Origin of the sequence: Cupriavidus sp. YAF13 (assembly GCF_052113425.1) — a bacterium.
GTDB lineage: Bacteria > Pseudomonadota > Gammaproteobacteria > Burkholderiales > Burkholderiaceae > Cupriavidus.
Genome location: NZ_JBFRDD010000003.1, coordinates 226,452 through 251,332 on the forward strand (window position 1 = coordinate 226,452; position 24,881 = coordinate 251,332).

At 66.5% G+C, this 24,881-nt stretch carries 23 protein-coding genes; 15 read left to right on the forward strand and 8 right to left on the reverse strand.

Features of this window, described 5'->3' with window-relative positions:
• Positions 1-23 precede the first annotated feature (23 nt).
• Together AB4061_RS04460 and AB4061_RS04465 are read right to left on the reverse strand one after the other, a co-directional pair.
• Positions 24-1,331, reverse strand: a complete 1,308-nt coding sequence (locus AB4061_RS04460) for an NAD(P)/FAD-dependent oxidoreductase (protein ID WP_441631255.1) — start codon at positions 1,329-1,331, stop codon at positions 24-26.
• Complete coding sequence (locus tag AB4061_RS04465) at positions 1,328-1,960, reverse strand: hypothetical protein (RefSeq protein ID WP_441631257.1); 633 nt, start codon at positions 1,958-1,960, stop codon at positions 1,328-1,330. Before AB4061_RS04465 ends, AB4061_RS04460 begins: the two co-directional genes overlap by 4 nt.
• Before the next feature lie 125 nt (positions 1,961-2,085).
• Between AB4061_RS04465 and AB4061_RS04470 the strand changes: the two genes are divergently transcribed.
• From AB4061_RS04470 to AB4061_RS04485, 4 genes are all read left to right on the forward strand, one after another.
• The gene (locus tag AB4061_RS04470; RefSeq protein ID WP_441631259.1) at positions 2,086-3,081 is read left to right on the forward strand and encodes a LysR family transcriptional regulator; all 996 of its coding nucleotides are present in this window, start codon (positions 2,086-2,088) and stop codon (positions 3,079-3,081) included.
• Entirely contained in the window at positions 3,081-3,461 is a 381-nt protein-coding gene (locus AB4061_RS04475; protein WP_441631261.1) for a hypothetical protein, read from the forward strand. Before AB4061_RS04470 ends, AB4061_RS04475 begins: the two co-directional genes overlap by 1 nt.
• Before the next feature lie 66 nt (positions 3,462-3,527).
• A complete protein-coding gene (locus tag AB4061_RS04480; RefSeq protein ID WP_441631263.1) occupies positions 3,528-3,905 on the forward strand; it encodes a hypothetical protein in 378 nt (125 codons plus the stop codon).
• Positions 3,906-3,977: 72 nt separating this feature from the next.
• A complete protein-coding gene (locus tag AB4061_RS04485) occupies positions 3,978-5,009 on the forward strand; it encodes a sensor domain-containing diguanylate cyclase (RefSeq protein WP_441631265.1) in 1,032 nt (343 codons plus the stop codon).
• Between the two features lie 44 nt (positions 5,010-5,053).
• On the opposite strand, the gene AB4061_RS04490 is transcribed toward AB4061_RS04485, so the two are convergent.
• The 4 genes from AB4061_RS04490 to AB4061_RS04505 form a co-directional block, all read right to left on the reverse strand.
• Positions 5,054-5,965 (reverse strand): HpcH/HpaI aldolase/citrate lyase family protein, encoded by a 912-nt coding sequence (locus tag AB4061_RS04490; RefSeq protein ID WP_441631267.1) that lies wholly within the window; start codon positions 5,963-5,965, stop codon positions 5,054-5,056.
• Positions 5,962-6,618, reverse strand: coding sequence for an RraA family protein (locus AB4061_RS04495; RefSeq protein WP_441631269.1), 657 nt, complete (start codon positions 6,616-6,618; stop codon positions 5,962-5,964). Before AB4061_RS04495 ends, AB4061_RS04490 begins: the two co-directional genes overlap by 4 nt.
• A gap of 9 nt (positions 6,619-6,627) precedes the next feature.
• Entirely contained in the window at positions 6,628-7,980 is a 1,353-nt protein-coding gene (locus AB4061_RS04500) for an MFS transporter (RefSeq protein ID WP_441631271.1), read from the reverse strand.
• A gap of 385 nt (positions 7,981-8,365) precedes the next feature.
• Complete coding sequence (locus AB4061_RS04505; protein WP_441631273.1) at positions 8,366-9,115, reverse strand: FadR/GntR family transcriptional regulator; 750 nt, start codon at positions 9,113-9,115, stop codon at positions 8,366-8,368.
• Between the two features lie 499 nt (positions 9,116-9,614).
• Between AB4061_RS04505 and gabT the strand changes: the two genes are divergently transcribed.
• The 4 genes from gabT (at position 9,615) to AB4061_RS04525 (ending at position 15,548) form a co-directional block, all read left to right on the forward strand.
• Positions 9,615-10,877: a 4-aminobutyrate--2-oxoglutarate transaminase gene (gene gabT, locus AB4061_RS04510; protein ID WP_441631275.1), complete on the forward strand. Its 1,263-nt coding sequence runs from the start codon at positions 9,615-9,617 to the stop codon at positions 10,875-10,877.
• Between the two features lie 112 nt (positions 10,878-10,989).
• Positions 10,990-12,738: a thiamine pyrophosphate-binding protein gene (locus AB4061_RS04515; RefSeq protein ID WP_441631276.1), complete on the forward strand. Its 1,749-nt coding sequence runs from the start codon at positions 10,990-10,992 to the stop codon at positions 12,736-12,738.
• Positions 12,739-12,764: 26 nt separating this feature from the next.
• A complete protein-coding gene (locus tag AB4061_RS04520; protein WP_441631278.1) occupies positions 12,765-14,012 on the forward strand; it encodes a Zn-dependent hydrolase in 1,248 nt (415 codons plus the stop codon).
• Between the two features lie 36 nt (positions 14,013-14,048).
• Positions 14,049-15,548, forward strand: coding sequence for an aldehyde dehydrogenase (locus tag AB4061_RS04525; RefSeq protein ID WP_441631279.1), 1,500 nt, complete (start codon positions 14,049-14,051; stop codon positions 15,546-15,548).
• 58 nt (positions 15,549-15,606) lie between these two features.
• Here the strand turns inward: AB4061_RS04525 and AB4061_RS04530 are convergent, their stop codons facing one another.
• Both AB4061_RS04530 and AB4061_RS04535 read right to left on the reverse strand, forming a co-directional pair.
• Positions 15,607-16,308, reverse strand: a complete 702-nt coding sequence (locus tag AB4061_RS04530; RefSeq protein ID WP_441631281.1) for a response regulator transcription factor — start codon at positions 16,306-16,308, stop codon at positions 15,607-15,609.
• Positions 16,309-16,720: 412 nt separating this feature from the next.
• The gene (locus AB4061_RS04535; protein WP_441631283.1) at positions 16,721-17,395 is read right to left on the reverse strand and encodes a TetR/AcrR family transcriptional regulator; all 675 of its coding nucleotides are present in this window, start codon (positions 17,393-17,395) and stop codon (positions 16,721-16,723) included.
• A gap of 78 nt (positions 17,396-17,473) precedes the next feature.
• On the opposite strand from AB4061_RS04535, the gene AB4061_RS04540 reads away from it, so the two are divergent.
• From AB4061_RS04540 to AB4061_RS04570, 7 genes are read left to right on the forward strand one after another with little or no spacing between them, the layout of a single operon-like run.
• Positions 17,474-17,641 carry a hypothetical protein gene (locus tag AB4061_RS04540; RefSeq protein WP_441631285.1) on the forward strand — a complete coding sequence of 56 codons (168 nt, stop codon included), beginning with the start codon at positions 17,474-17,476 and terminating at the stop codon, positions 17,639-17,641.
• The gene (locus AB4061_RS04545; protein ID WP_441631287.1) at positions 17,638-19,446 is read left to right on the forward strand and encodes an ABC transporter ATP-binding protein; all 1,809 of its coding nucleotides are present in this window, start codon (positions 17,638-17,640) and stop codon (positions 19,444-19,446) included. The genes AB4061_RS04540 and AB4061_RS04545 overlap by 4 nt, the downstream gene beginning before the upstream one ends.
• The gene (locus AB4061_RS04550) at positions 19,440-21,206 is read left to right on the forward strand and encodes an ABC transporter ATP-binding protein (protein WP_441631289.1); all 1,767 of its coding nucleotides are present in this window, start codon (positions 19,440-19,442) and stop codon (positions 21,204-21,206) included. The genes AB4061_RS04545 and AB4061_RS04550 overlap by 7 nt, the downstream gene beginning before the upstream one ends.
• A complete protein-coding gene (locus AB4061_RS04555; RefSeq protein WP_441631291.1) occupies positions 21,206-22,147 on the forward strand; it encodes an ABC transporter permease in 942 nt (313 codons plus the stop codon). Before AB4061_RS04550 ends, AB4061_RS04555 begins: the two co-directional genes overlap by 1 nt.
• Positions 22,144-23,094, forward strand: coding sequence for an iron chelate uptake ABC transporter family permease subunit (locus AB4061_RS04560; protein WP_441631293.1), 951 nt, complete (start codon positions 22,144-22,146; stop codon positions 23,092-23,094). The genes AB4061_RS04555 and AB4061_RS04560 overlap by 4 nt, the downstream gene beginning before the upstream one ends.
• On the forward strand, positions 23,091-23,867 hold the full coding sequence (locus AB4061_RS04565) for an iron ABC transporter ATP-binding protein (protein WP_441631295.1): 777 nt from the start codon (positions 23,091-23,093) through the stop codon (positions 23,865-23,867). The genes AB4061_RS04560 and AB4061_RS04565 overlap by 4 nt, the downstream gene beginning before the upstream one ends.
• Entirely contained in the window at positions 23,864-24,871 is a 1,008-nt protein-coding gene (locus tag AB4061_RS04570; protein WP_441631297.1) for a siderophore ABC transporter substrate-binding protein, read from the forward strand. The genes AB4061_RS04565 and AB4061_RS04570 overlap by 4 nt, the downstream gene beginning before the upstream one ends.
• Positions 24,872-24,881: the final 10 nt, after the last annotated feature.

The window sequence follows — 24,881 nt, forward strand, 5'->3', positions numbered from 1 at the left end:
GCCGACCGCGCCTGGCGCCATCCTCAGTGCAGCCGCGTGCCCGCCGCCAGCAAACGTTCCAGCCCCTGGGCCAGCGTCATGCCCAGCGCGCGTCCCCAGCCGTGGATGGCGAGCACGTGCCGGCGATAGACGGCATGGTGGAGCAGGGCGGCTAACCTGCCTTCGATATGCCAGCCGCTCTCCCTGCCCGGCGCGGCGAGGTTGGCGATGGCGCTGCTTCCCGCCAGGCAGACCAGCGAGCCATAGTCGCGATACCGGAACCCCTCGGTGTGCTTGCCCGCCAATCGCCGTGGCAACGCTTGCGCAAGATACAGCGCTTGCTGATAGGCAACCTGCGCGCGCGTCGGGAGTTCCGCATCGAGATCCTGCGGCCGGCAACTGGCGCAGTCGCCGATCGCGTAGATATGTTCGTCCTCGACGCTCTGCAGGGTGGGCAACACGCGGATCTGCCCTTTGGCATTGACCGGCAGCCCGAAGCTGGCCAGCATGCCCGGCGCGGCGATGCCGGCCGCCCACACCACGACATCCGCCTGCATGGGTGCCTGGCCGGCCATGGTCAGGCCGCTCTCGCTGACGGACGTCACGCGGGCGTTGCACTGGACGCGGATGTTCAGCCGCGCGAGCTGCTCGCCGGCGCGATCCGCGATCCGGGCGCCGAGGCCGGGGAGCACCGCGGGGGAGGCTTCGATCAGGCAGATGTCCACGCCCTTCACCGGGTCGAGCCGGTGGATGCCGTAACGGTTCAGGACGCTGGACGTGCGGCGCAACTGGGCCGCGAGCTGCACGCCGGTGGCGCCCGCGCCGACGATGGCGACGCGGACTGTGCCGGTGCGTGCCTGCGGCTGTGCCTCGGCCTGCGCGGTCTTGCGGCGCAAGGCGGTGAACACGCGGTCGCGCACCTGCTCCGCGCTGCTCACGCTGTCCAGCGTCAGGGCGTGCTCACGCGCGCCGGGCACGCCGAAGTACTGCGTGACGCCGCCAACGGCAAGCACCAGCTTGTCGTAGCCGATGGACTGGGTCTGTCCGCCCGCGCCATGCCCGGCGCCGGCGATAGCCACGGAGATGGTGCGGTTGATGCGATCCACCGCCTGCAGGTCGCCCTGCACGTAGCGGAAGCGATGGCGCTCGGCCTGCAGCGCGAAGGACGTATGGTGAACCACGGGTTCGAGCCTGCCGGCGGCGACTTCATGCAGCAGCGGCTTCCACAGGTGCGTGGGGCTGCGGTCGACCAGCACGATTTCGGCGAGCCCTGGCTTGCCTAGCCGCCTGGCGAGGCGGGTGGCTACCTGCAGTCCGGCGGCGCCGCTGCCGACGATCACGATGGTGCTCATGGGAAACTCCGTGATTGAGGTCTTGTTGCTGCGAGCGGCTCCGGCCGCCGCTTGCCATCCACGATGCACTCCAGCGCGTGGAAGTCAGGCCAGGGCGCATCCGGCGATCCTGACAGCACGAGGGATCCCCCTGCCTGGCGCGGCGCATCGTCATACGCTGGCTGAACACTGGCCGTGTGCATGCCGACGGCTTGCGCGGCGCGCAGGCTGCTCGGCGTGGCGCCAACCAGCAAGGCGCGGTGCGCGGGCACGTCGGCGGTGCGCAGGATCAGCCGGTAAAGCTCGATCTCGGTTTCGCGGGGCAGCAGCGCGTCCGCCGTGGCGACGACAGTAAAGCGGCCCATCCAGTCCGGCCCGATGGCGCCGTCGAGCAGCACGCGCAGCGCACGCGATGCGACCGGCGCGGCGAGCGCCAGCCGCGCACCGCCCAGCTCCGCGCTGCGCATGAGCTGCATGGCCTGGGCACGGATTTCGGCCGGCTTGACGGCACGCGCGCCGGTGCAAGCGTCCTCATGCCAGCGGAGCAGGGCGTCGCGTTCTCGCGGTGCTGCGCCGAAGCCGGACTTGCGCAGTTCGTCCGCGCGGATGAGTACATCGTCCAGGGTAAGCACCAGCAATTCCAGCGACATTTCTCGTCTCCCTATGCACTACGTTGCGATACGCGGACGCGATTGCGTTTCCGGTCAGGGCACTATAAGGTAGCCGCTTCATATTGAAAAATTGGTTTATAAAACCGACCAATAGGTTTTCTACTATGAATCGCACCACCACCTTCCGGCAGCTCAATGCCATCGATGCCATTGCCCGCCTGGGCGGCGTTTCCCGCGCGGCGGAGGAATTGCACATCACGCAGCCAACGGTGTCGCTGCAGCTCAAGCTGCTCGAGGAGGCGATCGGGGCGCCGCTGCTGCAGCGCGCGGGCCGGGGCACGCAGCTCACGCCCGCCGGTGAGGTGATGGCGGGCTACGCTGGCCAGATCCTGCGGCTGTGGCGCGAAGCCACCGAGGAGGTGGCGGCGCTCAAGGGCAACCTGGCCGGCACGCTGCGGGTCGGCGCCATCACGACGGCGGAGTACCTGCTGCCCTCGATGCTGGTGGCATTCACCGCGGACCAGCCCGACGTCAAGATCAAGCTCCATGTGGGCAACCGCGAGGAGATCGTGCGGATGCTGGCCATGCATGAGATCGACCTTGCCATCATTGGCCGGCCGCCCACGGACATCCGCACGCAGGCGACGCCGTTCGCCAAGCACCCCATGGCATTCATCGCGGCGCCGGACCACCCTTTGATGGCGCGCCGCAATCTCACGCTGCAGGACCTGGTGGAGGAGAACCTGTTGGTGCGCGAGCGCGGCTCGGGCACGCGCAATACCGTGGAGCGGCTGTTCAAGGAGGCCGGCCTGCGGCTGCCCTTGGGGTCCGAGTTGTCCAGCAACGCGGCGATCAAGCGGATGGTGTCGGCAGGGTTGGGGCTTGCATTTCTCTCCCTGCACGCCTGCACACTGGAATTCCAGGCCGGGCTGATCGGGCTGCTGCCGCTGCAAGGCAATCCCATCGAGCGCGACTGGTACGTACTGAACCTGCCGGGCGTGCGCCTGCCGCGCGTGGCGGTGGCCTTCCGTGGCTACCTGGTGGAGCAGGGCCAGGCGGAAATCAACCGGCAGCTGGAGTCCTTTGACGTGATACTGCGCCGCCTGCACGCGCGCGCCCGGCGCCAGCGCAAGGCGGCGCCTGCGCAAGGGGCGCGGTGATGATGATGATGATGAAAGCCGGCATGCCGATGCGCCGTGCCTTGGCGGCGCTTGCGCTCGGGCTGGCATGCACGGCGGCGCAGGCCCGCGGGCCGGAGGTGCCGTACAATCCGCCTCCCGTTCAGGATCTGGACCAGATACAGCAGGCTGCGGCGGCATTCGTGGCTGCGCAGAACCAGCAAGCGGGCACCCGCTGGGCAGCGGGCGAGCCGAACAACAAGGTGCTGGTGCCCCGCTGCGCCGATGCCTTGCGCGTGCAATGGGTGCCGAAAAGCCAGGGGCTGTCCGGCCAGAGCGTAGCGGTGCGCTGCCCGCGTACCGCAGGCGGTTGGACCCAGCACTGGGAGGTCTTCGTCCCGGTGAGGCAGGCCGCACGTTGATGCGTTGGCACGTTGGCACGTTGGCGTCTGGACAATCCCCTGGTTTGGGCAATCACTTAACAAGCAATGAAAAACAAGCGTCTTCTTATTGCCGCCGCGGCAATCGCCATCCTGGCTTACCCCGCGTATCTCTACTGCTATTACGGCGTGGCCTATGGCGGCAAGGCGTACAGCCCCAACGGGGCCTTCTACTATCAGAAATACAAACTGGCCAGCTGGCGTAGCTGGGTGCCGACCATGGCCTTTCCGGGACAAGGCTCGGACAAGCTCTACTATGTGAATGGCTATGTGCGGGTGTACACCGCCGACGGCAAGCAGATCGGCCAGGCATCGGCGTCCGGCGTGCCGTTGGCGGAGGTGTTCTGGGCTGGCGATGCGCTGGTGGTGATGGACGGCAGCTCCGATCAGGATGGCCCCATCATGCTGCCGGGGCGCTCGGACTGACTGGCGCAAGGCATTCAAGTTTGCGGGTGGCCCGCCGTTAGGAGGGGCACCCGTTGATTTCGAATGTAGACCTTGCGCCCCGCCACTGAATACGACCGCCCCGCCAGCAGGCTGCAGCCGGCCGACATCGACGCCAGCGGGCAGCATGCCGAGCCGTCCGTCATCGACTGGCTGCTGCACGACGACCAGGTGATCCGCGAATGCTTCCGCCATGCTGCCGCGATCCTGAAAAATGCGACGGGTGCCGCGATGACGGCGGTCACGCTGCTCGACGAGGAGCACCAGCACTATCGGGCCGCGGTGGGCATGCCGCTTTCGCCTATCTCGCGCAAGCACTCGCTCTGCGATCATGTGGCGCGGCACGGCGACCTGTTCGTGCTGGAAGACGCCCTGGCCGATCCGCGCTTTAGCGAATGCATGCTGGTCAGATGCTTCCCCTTCGTGCGTTTTTACGCAGCGATCCCGATCAAGGCGCCCTGCGGCACGGTCGTCGGCGCGCTCTGCGCGATGGATTCGGCGCCGCACCGCATCACCCTGGCGCAGTGCGAGGTATTCAGGCACCTGCGTGCCATGGTCGAGAACGACCTGAAGCTGCGCACTGCCACCGCGATCGATCCGCTCACGCAACTGTTCAACCGCCGCGCCATGCTGGAGAGCGTTCGCCGCAGATGGCATGAAACCGCGGAGGGAGAGGAAATCGGCGCGGTCATGGTCGACGTCGACTGGTTCAAGCGATACAACGACACCTACGGGCATCCGGCGGGCGACACCTGCTTGCGTGAGGTCGCGTCGGTGCTGCAATCGATCGCGGACGCGCACCGCATGATCGCCGGGCGCCTGGGCGGGGAAGAGTTCGGCCTGCTTCTGTGCGGCGCGCCACGGTTGGTGCTGGAGGCGGCGCTGGAAGACCTGCGCCTGAGCGTGGAGCGCTTGAAGATCGATCACCGCGGCTCGCCGTTCGGCAGCGTGACGCTGAGCATCGGCGCATCGCTGGCGCGCAAGAAGGGCGCCGTCGAGCCCGGGGCCCGCGAGGGGTTCGCGCTTGCGGACCGCGCGCTCTATATGGCGAAGGCCGACGGCAGGAACAAGGTGGTCATCATCTAGATGGGCAACTGGCTAACCGGCTAACTCGCTAACTCGCTAACTCGCTATGCGGCCGCCGTGCCTCCGGCGGCCTGCGCCCATTGCACGAACCCGGCATGGCGCGCCAGCACCCGGCGTGCCGTGTTGTAGTCCGGGGAATCGATACGCGGGCCCTGCGCGGGCTTGCCGTCGCGCACTGCCTCATACCTGCGAACCCTGTCTTGCGCCTGCGCGACCTGCTGCGCCGATGGTGTCAGCGCCGCGTGTATCGCGGCGACCTGATGCGGGAACACGGTGCATTTTGCCTTCAGCCCGATCCGCCGGGCCCAGGCGAGGTCCTCAGCCAGCGCCGCGGCATCCTGGTAGTTGAACGGACAGTCGATCGGCACGCAGCCTGCGGCAATGCAGTCCACCAGGAAGCGCGCGCGCACATGATGCAGCTCGACGCCGTCCGGGCCGCGCACCGCATCGAGATCCGCGCTCAGGTCTTCCGCCGCCAGCAGGCAGGCACTCACGCGCGGGCTGGCCGACAGGATGGCTGGCGCGGCAACGATGCCCCGCGCGGATTCCAGCGTCGGCACGATCTCGGTGTGGCCATGCGGCAGGCCAAGCTCGCGCTCAAGGCCGGTGATCCGCTGGTCGAGCGCCAGGATCTGCGCGCCCGACTCGGTGTGCGGCAGCAGGATCGCCGCGGGCGCGCCTGGCAGCACGCCGCGCAGGTCATCCAGCCCATCGCCATCCAGCTTGTTGACGCGCACGGCGCCCACAATGCCGCGCGCCCGGCATTCGCCCATCAAGGCGGCGATCCGCGCGCGCGCCGCGGGACGGTCCGCGGGGCTGGTGAACTCCTCCAGGTCGGCGACCACCACATCCGGGCCGCTCTCCAGGGCGGCGTGCTGGCGCACGGGGTCCAGGCCGGGCACGAACAACCAGCTGCGCCGCAGCCCTGGCGGCCGTCTTGTCGCTTGGGCGCTCATGGCGTTTCTCTTGTTGCGGGCGCGTGGCAATCGCCCTGGTACAGCACGGCACTGGCCGGCTCACCTGCCTGCAGGCGGGCCAGGATCGCCGGTTCGGCTTCATCGGAAGCCAGTGCCTGGCCGATGATGCCGGCGGCGACGTCCGGTGCCAGGAACAGCACGCCGTTGTCATCCGCCAGCACGATGTCGCCCGGGTTGACGGTGGCGCCGCCGCAGATCACCGGCGCATTGACGGCGCTGCCGCCGTCGTCGATGCGCTTGGTGGTCAGGACGCTGGTGCCGCGCGCGAACACCGGCATCCCCATGGCGCGCAACTCCAGGATGTCCGTCACCACGCCGTCGACGATGATTCCCCTGGCGCCGGCGCACAAGGCCGCGGTGCCGGTGACGGCGCCAACGGGGGCATGCGCATGGTCGCCGCAGGCGTCGATCACCAGCACATCGCCGGCCGTGAGGCTGGCTAGCGCCCGGTTCACGGCAATGGCGTTGGGCGTGGCCAGGCGCAGCGTGACGGCACGGCCAACGACCTTCACGCCGGGCGCGAGCGCGCGGATCTCGTGGCTGGCAAAACCGTCTTCAAGGAAGTGCCCGAGCGTGGGGAAGCTCACGCGTTCAAGCTGGCGCAGCAGCGCCGGGTCAAGTCTGGCTTGCATGGCCGGCACTCAGGACAGCGAGGCGGTGGCATCCACCCCGGAGGCCGCCGCCGGGGCATGCCTCCTGAGCGTCTCGGCCAGCAGCAACAGCGCAGCGGCGGAGATCAGCGCGGAGCCGATCATGTACCAGGCAACGGACGAGCCGCGGCCCGTGGCGGACAGCAGCGCGGTGGTGATGATCGGCGTGGCGGCGCTCCCCAGCAGCCCGGACAGCATGTAGCTGATCGACAGGCCCGAGTAACGCACCTTGGTGCCGAACAGCTCCGCCAGGAATGTGGCGATCGGGCCGTAGTTGGCCGCGAAGGCGCTCATCATCAGCAGGTAGCCGAGCAGGGCGAACGAGAACACCTTGGTGTCCAGCAGCCAGAACAGCGGAAAGGCGAGCAGCGCCTCGGCGATGATGCCGCCGATGATCACCGGCTTGCGGCCCACCTTGTCCGACAGTAGGCCAAACAGCGGCAGCAGCACGACGCACAGCGCACATGAGATCAGCGCGATGGTGAGCATCTGGTTGCGGGAGAAGCCAAGCGTCTGCGTGCCGTACGTCAGCCCGAACGCCACGATCAGGTTGAAGGCCGTGCCGGTCGACATTGTCGCGATGCCGCCCAGCAGGACTTGCTTCCACGATTTTGTCAGCACTTCCGCCAGCGGAATCTTCACTTGCGCGGCGGTGGCCTTGACCTTGCTGAACGACGGCGTTTCCGAGGTGTTCAGGCGGATGTACATGCCCACGCCCACCAGCAATACGCTGGCCAGGAACGGAATGCGCCAGCCCCAGGACAACAGCGCCTCATTCGATAGCACGGCATTGCAGAGCAGGAACGCCAGGTTGGCGATCAGCGTGCCGGCGGGCACGCCGATCTGCACCCACGATCCGTACAGGCCGCGCTTGTCGGCCGGGGCATGTTCCACCGCCATCAGCACCGCGCCGCCCCACTCGCCGCCCAGGGCCAGGCCCTGTATCACGCGCAAGGTGAGCAACAGGATGGGCGCCCAGATGCCGATCGAGCGGTAGTCCGGCAGCAGCCCGATGGCAAAGGTGGCCGAGCCCATCATGATGAGCGAGATCAGCAGCATGGACTTGCGGCCGACCTTGTCGCCGAAGTGGCCGAACAGCGCGGCGCCAAGGATGCGGGCCACGTAGGCCGATGCGAAGGTGCCGAAGGCGAGCAGCGTGCCGGTGAGCGGATCGAAGGCCGGGAAGAAGACCTTGTTGAAGACCAGGGCCGAGGCCGTGGCGAAGATGAACAGGTCATACCACTCGACCGTGGTGCCGATGACGCTGGCCGCGGCAATCTTCTTCATGTTCCGGGGCGCTTGCCCGGCTTCGGGCTGGTGGGTGGGGACGTGATCGGGGTTCATAAGGCTTTCCAGTAATGCGGGCGGGCTTGGGCACGCGTGAGGTAAGGGGGCCGATGCGGGGTGATGCGGAGTGATGCTTTGAATGCTTTTGTTCTGGTGGTCCGGCCAATCAAGCGTAGATGACTGAGAAATTAAGCGTAATAGGTAGTTGTTCTAGGTCTGGTGGGCGGGTGGTCCGGCCTGTTGCGGCGAATTTCACCACTTCAGCTTCGTTAACGCAAGCCACGTGCCAGTATAAAAAGTGACTTAATGACACTTTTTATCGGGATCTGCGCGTGGAATTGGTGCGAAAGTGGGCGGCTGGAGGAGCCGCGCTGGGGCCAGGCTTGCACCAGCGATGTGCGCCCGGACCCGGATTGCCCGGGCCCGGCAAGCTTTGTCTGGCCTATTCGGCGATGTCCTCGGACAGGCGCGACACAATTGCCAGCAGGTGGAACGACATGGCGTGGCGCGCCCGGATGGGGTCCCGCGCCACGATCGCGCTGACGATGCGGTCGTGCTCGCCAACCGCCGCGCGCCAGGCAGACGCATCCACAAAGTGTTTGTCGAGCCGCTTATACAGGGGGCTGGCCTCGCACAGATCCCATACGTGCGTGACCACCGACGCCAGCGCCGCATTGCCGCAAGCATCGGCGATCGCCTGGTGGAAGGCTCGGTCGTGCGCGAAGTCACCGGCTTCCGGCGACTGGTCGGGGTTCATCGTCCGGTGCGCCTCCTCGATGGCGGTGATCTGCTCCGGCGTGCCTTGCTGAGCGGCCAGCGCCGCGCACTCCGGCTCGAACAGCGTGCGCGTCTCGATCAGCTCGAACGGGCTGGCTTCCAGCGCCGCGCCCAGGCGGGCATCGATCTCGGCCGCCGGATCGGGCGCGGCGCCATGGGCCGCCGCCTGCCCGCTCTCCTTGGGTTCCAGCACGAATACGCCGCTGCCGACGCGCACCTCGATATAGCCGCCGATCTCGAGCGCGATCAATGCTTCGCGCAACGTCGAGCGTGCGACGTTGAGCTGCTCGGCCAGCTCGCGCTCCGCCGGCAGGCGCTCGCCGGGGGCGAACTCGCCTGCGCTGATTTTCTTGGCAATCTGGTCGGCGATCAGCCGGTAAAGGCGCTGCGCTGAAACCGCTTGAAGTAAGGACATGAAGGCAAGGCCGCTGCAAATTGACTGATGGTCTGATCAATACAGCAAAACCCGGTGTCTGTTCAAGGGGCAGGGCGGGTTTCTCCCGGCGTTCCGGGCTGCCTGAGGGGTGCCAGCGGGAGTGGTCCGGCCAATACGGCCTCGGATTGGCAGCAAACCGGCCACGTGCTCCGGATTCCATCGGTCGTCTTTTCCGCACATCGCAGCACGCGTCCTGGGCAAAACGTGAAGACATCGCCCTCAATTGGACGGACCACCCAGTCAAAAAATCAAAAAATTTGGCAATTTTTCCGCGAAGGCCATAGAATTGGTCCGGCCACCGGTTGAGTTATAACGCCCGTGACACAAAAAGCGGCTTTAGCGCCATCCGGAGGGTCGCACTGGTCTGACCCGAAGCCTGACCCGAAGCGCTTTCCCCCGGTTTCCCGGCCGGCCCCTCGTGGCGCCGGCCGCCCAGATCCAGACAAGACAGCAGGACACCAATGCAATGGAGCACGCAATGAAGAACGCAGACCTGGTACGCCGCAAAGATGCCGCCACGCCCCGTGGCGTTGGTGTGATGTGCAACTTCTATGCCGAGCGCGCCGAGAACTCGGAGCTGTGGGATGTCGAAGGCAACCGCTACATCGACTTCGCGGCCGGCATCGCGGTGCTCAATACCGGTCACCGCCATCCGCGCCTGGTGCAAGCCATGCAGGCACAGATGGAGCGCTTCACGCACACCGCCTACCAGATCGTGCCCTACGCCAGCTATATCGAGCTGGCCGAGAAGATCAACGCCCGCGCGCCCGGCGCGTTCGCCAAGAAGACCGCGTTTTTCACCACCGGCGCCGAGGCCGTCGAGAACGCCATCAAGATTGCCCGTGCGGCCACCGGGCGCCCCGGCGTCATTGCCTTCTCCGGCGGCTTCCACGGCCGCACCATGATGGGCATGGCGCTGACCGGCAAGGTCGTGCCGTACAAGGTGGGGTTCGGCCCGTTCCCGGGCGACGTGTTCCACGCGCCGTACCCGTACGGGTTGCATGGCGTGAGCGTGCAGGATTCGATCAACGCCCTGCACCAGCTGTTCAAGGCGGATGTGGACCCGAAGCGGGTCGCGGCCATCATCTTCGAGCCGGTCCAGGGCGAGGGCGGTTTCAACGTGGCGCCCGCCGAGTTCGTGCGCGCGCTGCGCGGCATCTGCGACGAGCACGGCATCCTGCTGGTGGCTGATGAAGTGCAGACCGGCTTCGGCCGCACCGGCAAGCTCTTCGCCATGGAGCACTACGGCGTCACGCCGGACCTGACCACCATGGCCAAGAGCCTGGCCGGCGGCATGCCTTTGTCGGCCGTTTGCGGCCGGGCCGAGATCATGGACGCGCCGGCCCCCGGCGGGCTGGGCGGCACCTACGCTGGCAACCCGCTGGCGGTGGCCTCGGCGCTGGCGGTGCTGGACGTGCTGGAGAGCGAGAAGCTGATCGAGCGCGGCGCCGCGCTCGGCCAGCGGCTGCAGGACAAGCTGGCTGGCCTGAAATCGCGCGTGCCGGAGATCGGCGAGGTCCGCGGCCTGGGCGCCATGATTGCCGTGGAATTCCGCAAGGCCGACGGCCGCCCCAATCCCGAATTCACGCGGCAAGTGCAAGACCGCGCGCTGGAGCGCGGCCTGCTGCTGCTCTCCTGCGGCGTCTACGGCAACGTGGTGCGCTTCCTGTTCCCGCTGACCATTCCTGACGCCGTGATGGACGAAGGGCTGGGCATCCTGGAGGCCGCGCTCCTGCAGTAACTGCCCAAGCCCAAGCCCAAGCCCAGGCCCGCAAACCTCGCATTCAAGACTTCGAAGGATCGCCGCACGCAAGCTGAAGCGGGCGGCGATCGCAAAAACGGAATTCACGACCATGAACAAGCAATCGCCGCAAGCATTGCCGGCGCGCGCAGAGCGCAACGGCGGCCAGATCCTGATCGACCAACTGATTATCCAGGGCGTGAAGCGCGTCTTCCTGGTGCCGGGCGAAAGCTACCTGCCTTGCATCGACGCGCTGTACGACCATCAGGACAAGATCCAGCCCATCGTCTGCCGGCAGGAAAGCGGGGCGGGCTATATGGCCGAGGCGCAAGGCAAGCTGACCGGCGAGCCCGGCATCTGCTTTGTCACGCGCGGCCCCGGCGCCACCAACGCCAGCATCGCCGTGCACACTGCCTACCAGGATTCGACCCCCATGATCTTGTTCGTTGGCCAGGTCGGCAACGATTTCTACGAGCGTGAAGCGTTCCAGGAGGTCGACTACCGCCGCATGTTTGGCCAGATGACCAAATGGGTGGCGCAGATCGACCGCACCGACCGCATTCCCGAGTTCATCGCGCGCGCCTTCGCGGTGGCCACCAGCGGACGGCCCGGCCCGGTCGTGCTGGCGCTGCCGGAAGACACGTTATGGGGCAAGGCAACGGTGGCCGATGTGCCGCGCTACCGGCGTGCCCACAGCGCGCCGACGCCTGGCGCCATGGCCTCGCTGGCGGAGCTGATCGAGCAGGCGGAGCGCCCGTTCCTGCTGCTGGGCGGATCGGGCTGGACCCCGGAGGCCTCGCGGCAGATGGAAGGGTTTGCCGAGCGCTTCGCGCTGCCGGTCGGGGTGGCCTGGCGCCGCCTGGAGTGCTTCGACAACCATCATCCGAACTTTGCCGGGCACGTGGGCTGGGCCATGCCCGAATCGCTGCGCAAGCGCGTACAGGAGAGCGACCTGCTGATCGCGGTGGGCACGCGCATGGGCGAGGCCACCAGCGAGGGCTATACGGTGGTGCAGAGCCCGCTGCCGAAGCAGAGGCTGGTCCACGTGTACCCCGACGCCAATGAGCTTGGCCGCGTGTTTCATCCCACGCTGCCGATCGCCGCGGACGTGGTCTCGTTTGCCGCCGCGGCGAGCGAGCTCTCCCCGTCGCGTTCCCCGGGCGCGCGCAACGCCGGGCACGACGCCCACCAGGTGTACCTGGCCGAGCAGGAACCCAAGGCCGCGCCGGGCGCGCTCAACCTCAACGTGGCCGCCTGCCACGTCCGGGACAACGTGCCGGAGGACACCTGCATTACCGTTGGCGCGGGCAACTACGCCTTGTACCCCCATGCCTACTACCGCTTCAAGGGCGTCGGCACCAGCCTGGCGCCGACCGTGGGATCGATGGGCTATGGCCTGCCGGCGGCCATTGCCGCCAAGCTCGAGAACCCCGCTCGCACCGTGATCTGCTATGCGGGCGATGGTTGCTTCCAGATGAACCTGCAGGAACTCGGCGTTGCCATGCAGTACCGCGTCGGCATCGTCGTGCTGGTCTTCAACAATGGCATCTGGGGCACCATCCGCGCGCACCAGGAGCGCGAGTTCCCGGGCCGCACCGTGGCGCTTGGCTTCGACAATCCGGAGTTCAGCGAACTGATCCGCGCCTATGGCGGGTATGGCGAGATTGTCGCCAGCGATGAAGCGTTCGGTCCCGCTTTTGCGCGCGCCCTTGTGTTCGCCAACACCCAGCAGCTGCCCGCCTTGCTGGAGCTGCGCTATGACGCGGACGGCATCGCGCCGGGCATGACCTTGTCGCAGATCCGCTCGGACGCACTCGCCCGGCAAGCGGACGCACTCGCCCGGCAAGCGGACGCGGCGTAATGGCCACGACGGCAAAGAGAGAGAACATGAACATGCTGGCAATCAATGGCGAGCGCCTGTGGCAGTCGCTGATGGACCTCGCCGCGATCGGCGCCACGCCCAAGGGCGGCAATGCGCGCCTGGCGCTGACGGCGCTGGATGGGCAGGGGCGAGACCTGGTGACCGGTTGGATGCGCGCAGCCGGACTGAGCGTGACGGTCGACCAGGTCGGCAATATCTTTGCCCGCCGGGCAGGGCGCAACAACGCGCTGGCCCCGGTCATGACCGGCAGCCATATCGACACGCAGCCCACCGGCGGCAAGTTCGACGGCTGCTATGGCGTGCTGGCCGGCCTGGAGGTCATGCGCACCCTGAACGATCACGGCATCACCACCGAGGCCCCGCTCGAAGTGGCCATCTGGACCAATGAAGAAGGCTCGCGTTTTGTCCCGGTGATGATGGGTTCCGGCGTGTTTGCCGGCGTCTTTCCGCTGCAGACGGCGCTGTCGGCCACCGACGTGGCGGGCAAGCGGGTGGCGGATGAACTGGCGGCCATCGGCTATGCCGGCGACGCGGAAGTTGGACGCAAGGTCGGCGCCTACTTCGAAGCCCATATCGAACAGGGGCCGGTGCTCGAGGCCGAGGACAAGGTGATCGGCGTGGTGACCGGATCGCTGGGCCTGCGCTGGTACGACGTCACCGTGACCGGCATGGAGGCGCACGCCGGCCCCACGCCGATGCCGCTGCGCAAGGACGCGCTCTATGGCGCCACGTTCCTGATGCAAGAAGTGATCCGCATCGCCAACGACTTCGCGCCGCACGGACGCGGCACGGTGGGCGTGGTCAAGGTCCATCCGTCGTCGCGCAATGTCATTCCCGGGGCGGTGACGTTCACGGTCGACCTGCGCCACCTCGACCCGGCGCGGCTTGCCGGGATGGATGCGCGCTTTCGCGCGGCTTGCGCCGCCGTCGCGGATGGCACCACCACCGGCGCGGCCCTGGATGTGGTGGTGCAAGACGTGCAGTACTTCGCGCCCACGCCATTCGCGCCCGAGCTGATCGGCCACGTGCGCCAGGAAGCCGCCGCGCGAGGCTACAGCCATCAGGACATCGTCACGGGCGCAGGCCATGACGCGGTCTATATCGCCGGCGTGGCGCCCGCCGCGATGATCTTCGTGCCGTGTAAGGACGGCATCAGCCACAACGAAATCGAAGACGCCAAGCCGGAGCATCTGGAAGCCGGGGCCAATGTGCTGCTTGGCGCCATGGTGGCGCAGGCGAACGCGAGCGCCTAAACGGGCCGAAACCCCAATGCATGCCAGGAATCCACGATGAGTGACTTAAGAGATCTCGCCTATTGGCGCACGCGGGCCGCAACGGTGTCGATCCGTTCGCAAGCCTATATCGATGGCCGCTGGGCTGACGCCGCCGACGGCGCCACCTTCGAGACCATCAACCCTGCCACCGGCAAGGTGCTCGCCAGGGTTGCGGCCTGCGGCGCGCAGGACGTCAACCGCGCGGTAGCCGCGGCGCGCAAGGCGTTTCAGTCCGGGGTCTGGTCGGACATGCCGCGCAGCGCCAGGAAAGCCACGCTGCTAAGGCTGTCGCACCTGATCGACACGCATCGCGAAGAGCTCGCGCTGCTGGAAACGCTCGACATGGGCAAGCCCATTGCCGAGACGCTGCAATACGACATCCCCGAAGCCGGCCGCACCTACGCCTGGTACGCCGAAGCCATCGACAAGATCTACGACGAGATCGCGCCGACGGGCCCCGACGTGCTGGCCACCATCACGCGCGAGCCGCTGGGCGTGGTGGCGGCGGTCGTGCCCTGGAACTACCCGCTGCTAATGGCCAGCTGGAAGGTCGCGCCCGCGCTGGCCACCGGCAACAGCGTGGTGCTCAAGCCCGCGGAGCAGTCCCCGCTCACCGCGCTGCGGCTGGCGGAGCTCGCCGAAGAAGCGGGCATCCCGGCGGGCGTCTTCAATGTGGTGCCAGGTCTCGGCGCCGCTGCCGGGCAGGCCCTTGGCCGCCATCCCGACGTGGACTGCATTGCCTTTACCGGCTCCACCGCCACCGGCAAGCGCTTCATGGAGTACTCGGGCCAGTCCAACCTCAAGCGCGTCTGGCTCGAGTGCGGCGGCAAGTCCCCGCATCTCGTCTTTGACGACTGCCCCGACCTGGACCGCGCGGCGCAGGCCGCCGCCATCGGCATCTTCAGCAACCAGGGCGAGATCTGCATCGCCGGCTCGCGCCTCTATGTGCAAAGCGGCATCTATGACGCGTTCATGGAGAAGCTGGAAGCGCACGCGGCGCGCATGCAGCCGGGCGACCCGCTCGATCCCGCCACCGCCATGGGCGCCATTGTCGACGGCGCGCAGCTGCAGCGGGTGATGTCCTATGTGAAGAGCGGCGAGGACGAAGGCGCCCGCCTGCGCGCCGGCGGCAAGCGCGCGCGCACGGACAGTGGCGGCTTCTACATGCAGCCCACCATCTTCGAGTGCCCCACGCAGTCGCTCACCATCGTGCGCGAAGAGATCTTTGGCCCAGTGCTGGCGGTGACCCGCTTCGAGTCCGAGGAAGAGGCCATCCGCATGGCCAACGATTCGCCCTACGGACTGGGTTCGGGACTCTGGACCTCCAACCTGTCCCGCGCCCACCGGGTTTCGCGCAAGCTGCAGGCGGGGCTGGTGTGGGTCAACTGCTATATGGACAGCGACGTGACGGTGCCGTTTGGCGGCGTGAAGCAGTCGGGCTCAGGGCGGGACAAGTCACTGCATGCGCTGGACAAGTACACGGACCTGAAGACCACGTGGATCAGCCTGGCGTGACCAGGCAAGGCGTTGGCCGGTGAGTGCCGGTCAGTGCCGGCCAACGCCGGTCAGCCCCTCAGAGCAGTTCCATTTGCCGGGCGGCGGGGGCGGGGCGGTGTGCCAGCGTCAACGCCGGCACACCGCCAACCGGCCACGCCAGGCTAAAGCCCTGTTGCCGTGCCTTGTAGGCGGCCTCTTCCTTGCCAGCCGCCTGGAGATGCCTGTACATGGCGCGGGCATGCGTCTTGACCGTCGGCGCCGAGATATTCAGCAGGCGGCCTACGGTCTTGAACCCATGCCCTCGGGAGAGCAGTGCCAGCACGTCGTACTGGCGTTGCGTCAAGCCCAGTTGCGTTGCCTCTTGTGTCAAGCGCTGGGTCCCGGCGGCGGGCCGCGTTGACAGCGCGGCGGTGGGCAAAGCGGGGAACAGTGAAAGCTGGCTTGCGCCCGCGCGCTCCGGCTGACGGGTGGCGATACGCTGGATGGCGGTCCTGAGCACGTCGAGCGGGGCGGATTTTGGCAGGCAGCCGCTGAAGCCTTCGGTGATCTCGCCTTGCGGCAGCTGCAGCGGCACGGCATCGCAGAGCAGCAGCACGCGCGGCGCGGCCCATAGCTTGCGTGCCTGGCCGAGCCAATGCCAGCCCGTGTCAGCATCGGCGGGCATGCCAAAGACGATCAGGTCAACGTTGCCGCCGGCATGCGAATGCTCAGGGTTTTCCCCCGGGTCGATGGCAACGACTTGCACGATGCCTGCAATACCCTCCAGCAGAGCGAGCATTGCAATCCGGAGCAATGGATGGCTTTCAACGAGCACCACGTTCATGCCGTAACTCCCCGTACAAGCGCAAATGCAAATGCAAGTGCAACGGAGACAGGCTGAACCCGCGGGGATGGCACGACACTGCCAGCACCGACCAGCGCCGACCAGCGCTTGCTCAGGTTTTGCAATCCCCGGGTTTCCGACCCTGCCCTGGCGGACCCGCCAGGACGGCTCTGTGCGTCGTAGAGCCTGCCCGCATACGTAATGTTTTGTATCTCGGAGGATATTAGGTTCGGATTGTGCTTGAAATCAAGTGGGCATGTGGCATGGATGAAACATCAATATGCGCGCCATGCTTTGCCGGCATTCGCCCCTCTCGTCGACCTCCGCGTCGGAAGTCAACCAGCGTGGGCCTGGCGTTTCGTCACGCCTATGACTTGATCCGCAAGGCCGAACCGTCACGCTGGGCGTCTTCCTCCAGCATGGCAAGCGCGCCGACGATGAGCGCGTGCATGCCCTGAACAAGCTCCGCCTCCATCTCGGCTTCTTCCGCCGCGCGGTCCGCCTCCACAAGGGGTTCCCGGCCTGCTACCGAATACACCGTGTCGGCCACGGCAATGCAGTGGAATGCGACCGTCGCAAGCAGCCAGCGTGCCTGTTCCTTTGAAATGCCGTAGGCACGCGCGATATGGCTCTGGTGCCCGTCGATCTTGGCGAGCATGGGCTGTGTCGCAGCCAACCTGCGGATCACGTACGGCGTCAGCCCAGGGTGTGCCTTGACGAACTCCCGTACCGATGTGGTGAACACGATCAGGTAATCCTTCAATCCACTACGCCCCTTGCCGCAAGCCTGCGGAATCTGCCAGCGGCTGAAGATCTCCTCGGCGACCAGGCGCTTGAGTTCCTCAAGGCTCGGCACGTGCTTGTAGAGCGCCATATGGCTGACCCCGAGTGCGGCGGCGACGCCGACGAAGGTGATGTTCGGCAAGCCGATCTCGATGCCCGCGTCGGCGATCCGTTCGCGCGTGATGGTACGAGGGCGCCCGCGCGCCGAAGGTTGTTGTGGCGAATTCATGTTTGTTCCTTGATCGGTGGTGATAGCCATGTAGCCGCCTTGCCAGCCATTCGTCAATTAGTTTATAGTCATGCAACTAATTATCATTTCGATTCCCTGGAGTCATCCATGACCGATCCATCGAGTGCCTTGGCAGGCAGCAACCCCTCAGCCGCCATTCTGCGCGAGATCGATGCCGCCGAGCGGCCTGCGTGGATGGGGGCTCGCCTTCTCGTCCGCAAGACAGGGGGAGAGCCATCCCATCTTTCTGAATCTCTGGACGCTTCTTTTTCATGAACACGCGTGACGCGGCTGCGGCCATTCCCAAGGGACCTGGCCCGATCAGCCGGGTATTGAACCCCATTCGTGGGCAACTGATCGTCGCCGCAGTACTGGCTGGCGTGGGCGCCATGCTCACGCTGGTGCCGCTGGCCGGCATCGCGCATATCGCAAAGCTCGTCCTCGGCGGCACCGACATCGCGGCGGCGGCACGGGCGCAAGTGCAGGGCGAAGTCTGGTGGACCGTCATTGCCAGCGTGGTGAGCCTGTTCGTCGGCATGACGCTGGTGTCCGCCGGGGAACTGACCGCCCACCTGGCCGACAACCGCATCACCCATCACCTGCGCCTGGCGGCCACGCAGCGGCTGGCCCGCGTGCCGCTGGGCTGGTTCACCAGCCGCGCATCGGGCGAGGTCAAGCAGGCCATGCAGGACGACATCGGCACGCTGCACAGCCTGACCGCGCATTTCTATACGACGCTGGGGCGCGCGATGGGCGCCATCCTGATCTCGCTCATCTACCTGTTCGCGATGGACTGGCGCATGGCCATCGTCTCGATCTTGCCGTTCCCGGGTTTTTTCCTGTTCTTCGGCAGGGCCATGAAGGCCAGCGGGGCGAACATAAAGGAGTTCGTCGGCGGGCTGGGACGCATCAACAACGCGGTGGTCGAGTTCGTCAACGGCATTCCCGTGGTCAAGTCCTTCGGCGCCAGCGGCAAGGCGCACGGCGGCTACCGCGAGGCAGTCGATGCCTTCGCCCAGGCCTTCGTCGGTTTCACCCGTCCCCTCGTGGGCTCGATGGCCAACGCCAACGCGATGATCGCGCCGGTGGCGGTGCTGGGCGTGGTGCTGGTTTTCGGCACGCTGTTCGTGAGCCTGGGCTGGATCGCCCCGGTGGACGTGCTGCCGTTCGCTCTGGTGGCACCGGGCATCTCCGCGCCGTTGCTGCTGCTGCACTACATCACCCATGACCTGAACCATGCCACCGGTGCCGCCCAGCGCGTGCAGGCGCTGCTGGAGACGCCTGTGCTGGAGCAGCCGGCGCCCGACAGGCGGCAGTTGCCCACGGGCACCGAAATCCGCGTCGAGCACGTCGGCTACGCCTACGACGCGCAGAACATGGTGCTGTCGGACATCAGCTTCACCCTCAAGCCCGGCACGGTGACCGCCATCGTCGGCGCGTCCGGTGCTGGCAAATCGACCCTGGCCCGGCTGCTGCTGCGTTTCTTCGACCCGACCGACGGGCGCATCACGCTCGGCGGCGTGGATTTGAGGCATATCGAGACTTCGGATTTGTACCAGCGCATCGGTTTCGTGCTGCAGGAGGTGCGCCTCATCCATGCCAGCCTACGCGAGAACATCGCGCTGGGCCGGCCCTCGGCCAGCCAGCAGGAGATCGAGGACGCCGCGCGCGCCGCGAACATTCATGAGCGCATCCTGGGCCTGCCGCGCGGCTACGACTCGATGATAGGCGAGGACGCGCTGCTCTCCGGTGGCGAGCAGCAACGCGTGAGCATCGCGCGTGCCGTGCTGCTCGATCCGTCCGTGCTCGTGCTCGACGAAGCCACCGCGGCCGCCGACGCCGAGAACGAGGTGGCGATCCAGGACGCGCTGTCGCGCTTCGCGCAAGGCCGCACGCTGCTGATCATTGCACACCGGCTCGACACGGTGATGCACGCCGACCACATCATCGTGATCGAGAACGGCACGATCCACGAGCAAGGCCGCCACGCCGAGCTGATCGCGCGCAAAGGCCGCTATGCGCGGCTATGGACGCTGGGCGGCCATGAAGAACCCCAGGAGCTGGCGGTGCCGTCATGCTGAAAACCTTCATTCAACTGCTGGGCGACGATGCGCCCGTCTTCCGCCGCTACGCCTGGATGGCCGTGTTCTATGGCCTGCTCAGCGGGCTGACCATCACCACGCTGGTGCCCATTCTCAGCCGCCTTCTGGCCGGCGATACGCGCGGCGCGGCGCTGTGGCTCATTGTGCTGCTGGCCGGCATGACGGCCAGCTGGGGTTGGCGGCGCAAGGTGGAGAAGGCCGGCGTGCGCGTGGGTGTTGCCGTCCTGCAGGGCGCGCGCCAGCGGATCGGCGACCACGTTGCGCGCCTGCCCGTCGGCTGGTTCACCCCGGAGAACAGCGCCCGGCTTGGCCATGTCATCACAAACGGCATGATGGCAGTGGCCCAGCTTCCCGCACACGTGCTCACGCCGGTAATCAGCGGCGCCGTGACACCGATGGTGATCGTGGCCGCGCTGTTCGCGCGGCACTGGCTGATGGGCCTGATCGCGCTGGTGGCGCTGCCGATCTTGATCGGCGCGTTCCTTTTCGCCGCTCGCCTGGGCCGGCGCGCCGACCACACCTTCCATCGCCACTTCGCCCACAGCAGCCAGCGCATGGTCGAGTTCGCCCAGGCCCAGTCGGTACTGCGCGCGTTCAACGGTGGAGGCGGCAGCACGCGCTTGCTTGAACAGGCCATCGACCAGCAACGCCACGCCGGCACGCGGCTGATCTGTCAGTCGGCGGCGTCCACGGCGCTCAACGCCTGGGTCGTGCAGGCCGTCTTCGCCGCGTTGCTGATCGCCGCCGTGTCGTGGCTCAACGCTTACCTGGGCGGTGCGCGGGAAGCGGACTCGGTCGTTGCCGTCATCGTGGCGCTGCTGCTGGCCAACCGCTACATCGATCCGCTGCTGGACGTGGCCGGCTATGGCGAGGTCCTGCGCGGCGCGCGCGGCCAGCTCGACGCGGCGCGCGAGATCCTTGCGGTCAAGCCCTTGCCGGAACCGGACCAGCCGCAGGCACCGCGTGATGCGTCGATCGCGCTGCGCGAGGTGAGCTTCCGCTACGCACCGGATCAGCCCGATGTGCTGAAGGGCGTGAACCTGCGCATCGAGCCGGGCAGCATGACCGCGCTGATTGGCGCCTCCGGGTCGGGCAAGACCACTCTGGTGCGGCTGATCGCGCGCTTCTTCGATGTGAGCCAGGGCAGCGTACTTGTCGGTGGCGTGGACGTGCGGCAGATGTCCAACGCGCAGTTGGCCGGCCAGATCAGTCAGATCTTCCAGGACAACTACCTGTTTGCGGGCAGCATTGCCGACAACATCCGCATCGGCAAGCCCAATGCCACCGATGGCGAGATCATGGAGGCTGCGCGGCAGGCCGGCGTGGCCGAGATCATCGAGCGCCTGCCGCAGGGCATCGACACCCCGGTCGGCGAAGGCGGCGCACGCCTGTCGGGCGGCGAGCGCCAACGCATCGCCATCGCCCGCGCGCTGATCAAGGACGCGCCCATCCTGCTGGTGGACGAAGCCACCGCCGCGCTGGATGCGGAGAACCAGGCCGCCATCGCCGAGGCGCTGGCGCGTCTGCGCGGCAAGCGCACGCTGATCGTCATCGCGCACCAACTCTCGACGGTGGCAATGGCCGACCAGATCGTGGTGCTCGATGGCGGCAAGGTCGTCGAGCAGGGTTCGCCCGCGCCGTTGCGCGCGAGCCAGGGGCGCTACGCGCACTTCCTGGCCCAGCGCCGGGCCGCCAGAGGCTGGCGTATCGCGGCGGCGTCGAACGGAGACCGCTGCTGATGCGCGCACGTTGGTTTGGGTTGTTTGCCATCCTCTGCGGCGCCTCGCTGCTGGTCGGCGCCCGGCAGATGGCATGGTCGCAGGTGTTCTCGCTGTCGGGCGATGCCTGGCTGACGGTGACAGCCAGCCGCCTGCCCCGCTTGACGGCGCTTGTCCTGACCGGCGCAGGCCTGTCCGTCTGCGGCGTGATCCTTCAGCAGATCGTGCGCAACAGGTTCGTCGAACCGGCCACCTCGGGCGGACTGGATGCGGCCAAGCTCGGCATCCTGGTGTCGATGACGCTGGCGCCCGCCGCCGGCACGATGGGCCGGATGCTGTTCGCGCTGGTCTTCTGCTTCGCCGCGAGCCTGGTCTATGTGGCGATCATCCGCCGCATCAAGTTCAAGAACACCGTTCTCGTGCCGGTCATCGGCCTCATGTACGGCAGCGTGCTGAGTGCCGTGGCCGAGTTCTACGCCTACCGCTACAACATCCTGCAGAGCATGCAGGGCTGGCTGCTCGGCGATTTCTCCAAGGTCGTCCAGGGCAACTACGAGATCATCTACCTGATCCTGCCGATCGTCGCGCTCACCTACCTGTATGCGCACCGCTTCACGGTGCTCGGCATGGGCGAAGGCATGGCCACCAGCCTGGGGCTGAGCTATTCGGCAACGGCGGCGCTGGGCCTGATGCTGGTGGCGGTCACCGTGTCCGCCACGGTCATCACCGCCGGCGCGATCCCCTTCGTCGGGCTGGTCATCCCCAACCTGGTCGCGCTGCATTACGGCGACAACCTAGGCCGCACGCTGCCCATCGTCGCTCTGGGCGGCGCGTCGCTGCTGCTGGCCTGCGACATTCTCGGCCGCCTGCTCATCTACCCGTTCGAGGTGCCCATCGGCCTGACCGCAGGCGGCGTGGGCGGCGTGCTGTTCCTGGTGCTCATCATCTGGAGGAAGCAATGAGGCGCGCTGCCCCCCGATATGCCCTCTGGATGGTGGTCATCGCCTTGGCCGCGGCTTTCGTCCTCGTGCGGTCCGGATTCGACCTCGACTACGTCATTCCCAAACGGCTCGCCCGGCTGGCCGCCATCGTCATCGGCGGCATCTGCGTCGCCTTCTCCTCGATCACGTTCCAGACCATCGCGGGCAACCGGATTCTGACGCCGGCGATCATGGGGTACGAGGCGGTCTATCTGCTGTTGCAGGCGCTGCTGATCCTGGCCATGGGCACGCATGGCCAGGTGGTACTCGGCCAGAGCGGCAACTTCTTCCTCTGCATCCTGTTGATGCTCGCCTATTCGTGGGCCATCCATCGGTGGCTTTTGCGCAACGGCAGGTACAACGTGTATTTCCTGCTGCTGCTGGGACTCGTGCTGACCATGGTGATCGGCACTGTCACGCAATTCGTCCAGCTCAGGATCAGCCCGGGCGAGTTCGCCGTTCTCCAGGGCTTTGGCTACGCATCCTTCAACAGGGCACAACCCGAGCAGTTGCTCTATTCGGCTCTTCTGGTCGCGGCCGTGTGCCTGCCAGGGCTGAAGACCCTGCCGATCCTCGACGTGCTCTCGCTGGGCCGCGACCAGGCCATTTCCCTTGGGGTCGACTACCAGCGGTACGTGAGGCTCTACTTCGCGCTGATCGCGGCTCTCGTGGCGGTCTCGACCAGCCTGCTCGGGCCCACGGCCTTCATGGGGATCTTCGTGGCGAACATCGCCTATGCGATGGCCCGGACTTCCAGGCATCGGGTCACGCTGCCCATAGGCTGCGCGATCGCCATCGGCATCTTCATCGTGGCCCAGCTCCTGGTCGAACACGTTTTCAACTACAAGACCACCGTCAGCATTCTCGTCAACCTGGTGTGTGGCGCGTATTTCCTCGCGCTGATGGTTCGCACCCGAGGCACCGCATGATCACCGTTCACAACCTTCACAAGGCCTACGGCGCCAAGACCGTCCTATCCGGCGTCAGCGCGCAATTCCCGGCGCAGCGCGTGACTTCTCTCATCGGCCCCAACGGCGCAGGCAAAACGACGCTGCTGCTGACGATCGCGCGCCTGCTGGAGCCGACCCAGGGCGACATCCTGATCGGGGATCGCAAGGTTTCCAGCATCCGCATCAGCGAATACGCTAAGCACGTCGCCACCTTGCGCCAGGCGCCGGACTTCAACCTGCGCCTGACGGTCGAGGAACTCGTCGCGTTCGGGCGCTTCCCCTACAGCCGCGGCGCGCTTACCCCCGAGGACCACGACGCGATCGACGAGGCCATCGCGTTCCTGTCGCTGGAAGCACTGCGCGGAGCCTACATCGACGAACTCAGCGGAGGGCAGCGCCAGATGGCTTTCCTGGCGATGACCATTGCCCAGCAGACGAACGTTCTGCTGCTGGACGAGCCACTCAACAACCTCGACATGAAGCATGCCGTGCAGATCATGCGCGCGCTTCGCCGCCTGTGTGACGAACACGGGCGCACCGTGATCCTGGTGATCCATGACATCAATTTCGCTGCCAACTACTCGGATCACATCGTCGCATTGAAGGGCGGAATGGTCCGCTTCTGCGGCCCCGTCGTGGAGGCCGTGACCGAGACACGGCTGCAGGAACTGTATGGACTGGACTTCGAGATCGTGCGCAGCGATCGAGGATGCGTGTGCAACTACTTCAATCCATCAGGAGAACTGAAATGACCCGGAATCACAGAAACAGGCGTTGGGCGTTAGCCCTGCTGATGGCCGCGACCGTCGCGGTGCAGGGGTGCGGCCAGAAACCAGCCGAACCGCCAGGGGCAGCCGCACAGCCCGCTTCTGCCGGCCGGTCCCCGCAGGAAGCGTTCGCGCCCGTCACGGTTCAGCACAAGCTGGGAACGACCGTCGTCGAGCGCCTTCCGCAACGCGCGGTCGCCCTCGACATGAATGAAGTCGATTTCCTCGACCAACTGGGTGTCCCTGTCGTCGGCATGCCGAAGGATTTCGTCCCGCACTTCCTCGCCAGGTACAAGGACGCTCCGGACGTTCAGGATCTGGGCTCGATCGTTCAGCCCAATCTGGAGCGGGTTCATGCGGCCAGGCCTGAACTGATCCTGATGACCTCGCTCCAGGCGAACCACTACAAGGAATTGAGCGAGATCGCTCCGACGATTCACTTCGATGTGGACTACCGGGATAGCCAGGCCAAGCACATCGAGGTCATCAAGGACCACCTCATGACCCTGGGGCGAATCTTTGGCAAGGAAGGCCTCGCCCGCCAGAAAGCGGCTGAGCTGGACGCCAAGGTCGAGGAGGCCAGGCGCACGACCCAGGGCCGTCTCGAGAAGGCGCTTGTCGTTCTGCACAACAACGGCGCCTTCAGTTCCTTTGGCGTGCATTCCCGTTACGGGTTCGTCTTCAATGCCCTGGGCGTGAAACCGGCTAGCCCGACTGCCGAGACCGGCCTGCATGGCCAGCCGATTTCCAGCGAATTCATCCAGCAGGCCAACCCCGACATCCTCTTCGTGGTGGACCGGACGGCCGTGATGGAGCGCCGTCCGGTCATGGATGCCGGGAGCATGGGCAACCCGCTGCTGCGCCAGACCAACGCCTGGAAGAACGGCCGTGTGGTCTTCGTCGATGCTGAAGCTTGGTACGTCACCGCCGCCAGCCCGACCTCCTTGAAGCTCGTGATCGACGACGTCATCAAGGGCTATCAGCACTGATTTGTTCCGG

Excerpts from the sequence above, each read along its gene's own strand:
- AB4061_RS04470 (WP_441631259.1), top strand. The coding sequence starts at position 2,086 with ATGAATCGCACCACCACCTTCCGGCAGCTCAATGCCATCGATGCCATT.
- AB4061_RS04475 (WP_441631261.1), top strand. The coding sequence starts at position 3,081 with ATGATGATGATGATGAAAGCCGGCATGCCGATGCGCCGTGCCTTGGCG.
- AB4061_RS04480 (WP_441631263.1), top strand. The coding sequence starts at position 3,528 with ATGAAAAACAAGCGTCTTCTTATTGCCGCCGCGGCAATCGCCATCCTG.
- AB4061_RS04565 (WP_441631295.1), top strand. The coding sequence starts at position 23,091 with ATGATCACCGTTCACAACCTTCACAAGGCCTACGGCGCCAAGACCGTC.
- AB4061_RS04500 (WP_441631271.1), bottom strand. The coding sequence starts at position 7,980 with ATGAACCCCGATCACGTCCCCACCCACCAGCCCGAAGCCGGGCAAGCG.
- AB4061_RS04460 (WP_441631255.1), bottom strand. The coding sequence starts at position 1,331 with ATGAGCACCATCGTGATCGTCGGCAGCGGCGCCGCCGGACTGCAGGTA.
- AB4061_RS04570 (WP_441631297.1), top strand. The coding sequence starts at position 23,864 with ATGACCCGGAATCACAGAAACAGGCGTTGGGCGTTAGCCCTGCTGATG.
- AB4061_RS04520 (WP_441631278.1), top strand. The coding sequence starts at position 12,765 with ATGAACATGCTGGCAATCAATGGCGAGCGCCTGTGGCAGTCGCTGATG.
- AB4061_RS04505 (WP_441631273.1), bottom strand. The coding sequence starts at position 9,115 with ATGTCCTTACTTCAAGCGGTTTCAGCGCAGCGCCTTTACCGGCTGATC.
- AB4061_RS04545 (WP_441631287.1), top strand. The coding sequence starts at position 17,638 with ATGAACACGCGTGACGCGGCTGCGGCCATTCCCAAGGGACCTGGCCCG.
- AB4061_RS04495 (WP_441631269.1), bottom strand. The coding sequence starts at position 6,618 with ATGCAAGCCAGACTTGACCCGGCGCTGCTGCGCCAGCTTGAACGCGTG.
- AB4061_RS04465 (WP_441631257.1), bottom strand. The coding sequence starts at position 1,960 with ATGTCGCTGGAATTGCTGGTGCTTACCCTGGACGATGTACTCATCCGC.
- AB4061_RS04535 (WP_441631283.1), bottom strand. The coding sequence starts at position 17,395 with ATGGCTATCACCACCGATCAAGGAACAAACATGAATTCGCCACAACAA.
- AB4061_RS04525 (WP_441631279.1), top strand. The coding sequence starts at position 14,049 with ATGAGTGACTTAAGAGATCTCGCCTATTGGCGCACGCGGGCCGCAACG.
- AB4061_RS04530 (WP_441631281.1), bottom strand. The coding sequence starts at position 16,308 with ATGCTCGCTCTGCTGGAGGGTATTGCAGGCATCGTGCAAGTCGTTGCC.
- gabT (WP_441631275.1), top strand. The coding sequence starts at position 9,615 with ATGAAGAACGCAGACCTGGTACGCCGCAAAGATGCCGCCACGCCCCGT.
- AB4061_RS04490 (WP_441631267.1), bottom strand. The coding sequence starts at position 5,965 with ATGAGCGCCCAAGCGACAAGACGGCCGCCAGGGCTGCGGCGCAGCTGG.
- AB4061_RS04560 (WP_441631293.1), top strand. The coding sequence starts at position 22,144 with ATGAGGCGCGCTGCCCCCCGATATGCCCTCTGGATGGTGGTCATCGCC.
- AB4061_RS04550 (WP_441631289.1), top strand. The coding sequence starts at position 19,440 with ATGCTGAAAACCTTCATTCAACTGCTGGGCGACGATGCGCCCGTCTTC.
- AB4061_RS04515 (WP_441631276.1), top strand. The coding sequence starts at position 10,990 with ATGAACAAGCAATCGCCGCAAGCATTGCCGGCGCGCGCAGAGCGCAAC.
- AB4061_RS04540 (WP_441631285.1), top strand. The coding sequence starts at position 17,474 with ATGACCGATCCATCGAGTGCCTTGGCAGGCAGCAACCCCTCAGCCGCC.
- AB4061_RS04555 (WP_441631291.1), top strand. The coding sequence starts at position 21,206 with ATGCGCGCACGTTGGTTTGGGTTGTTTGCCATCCTCTGCGGCGCCTCG.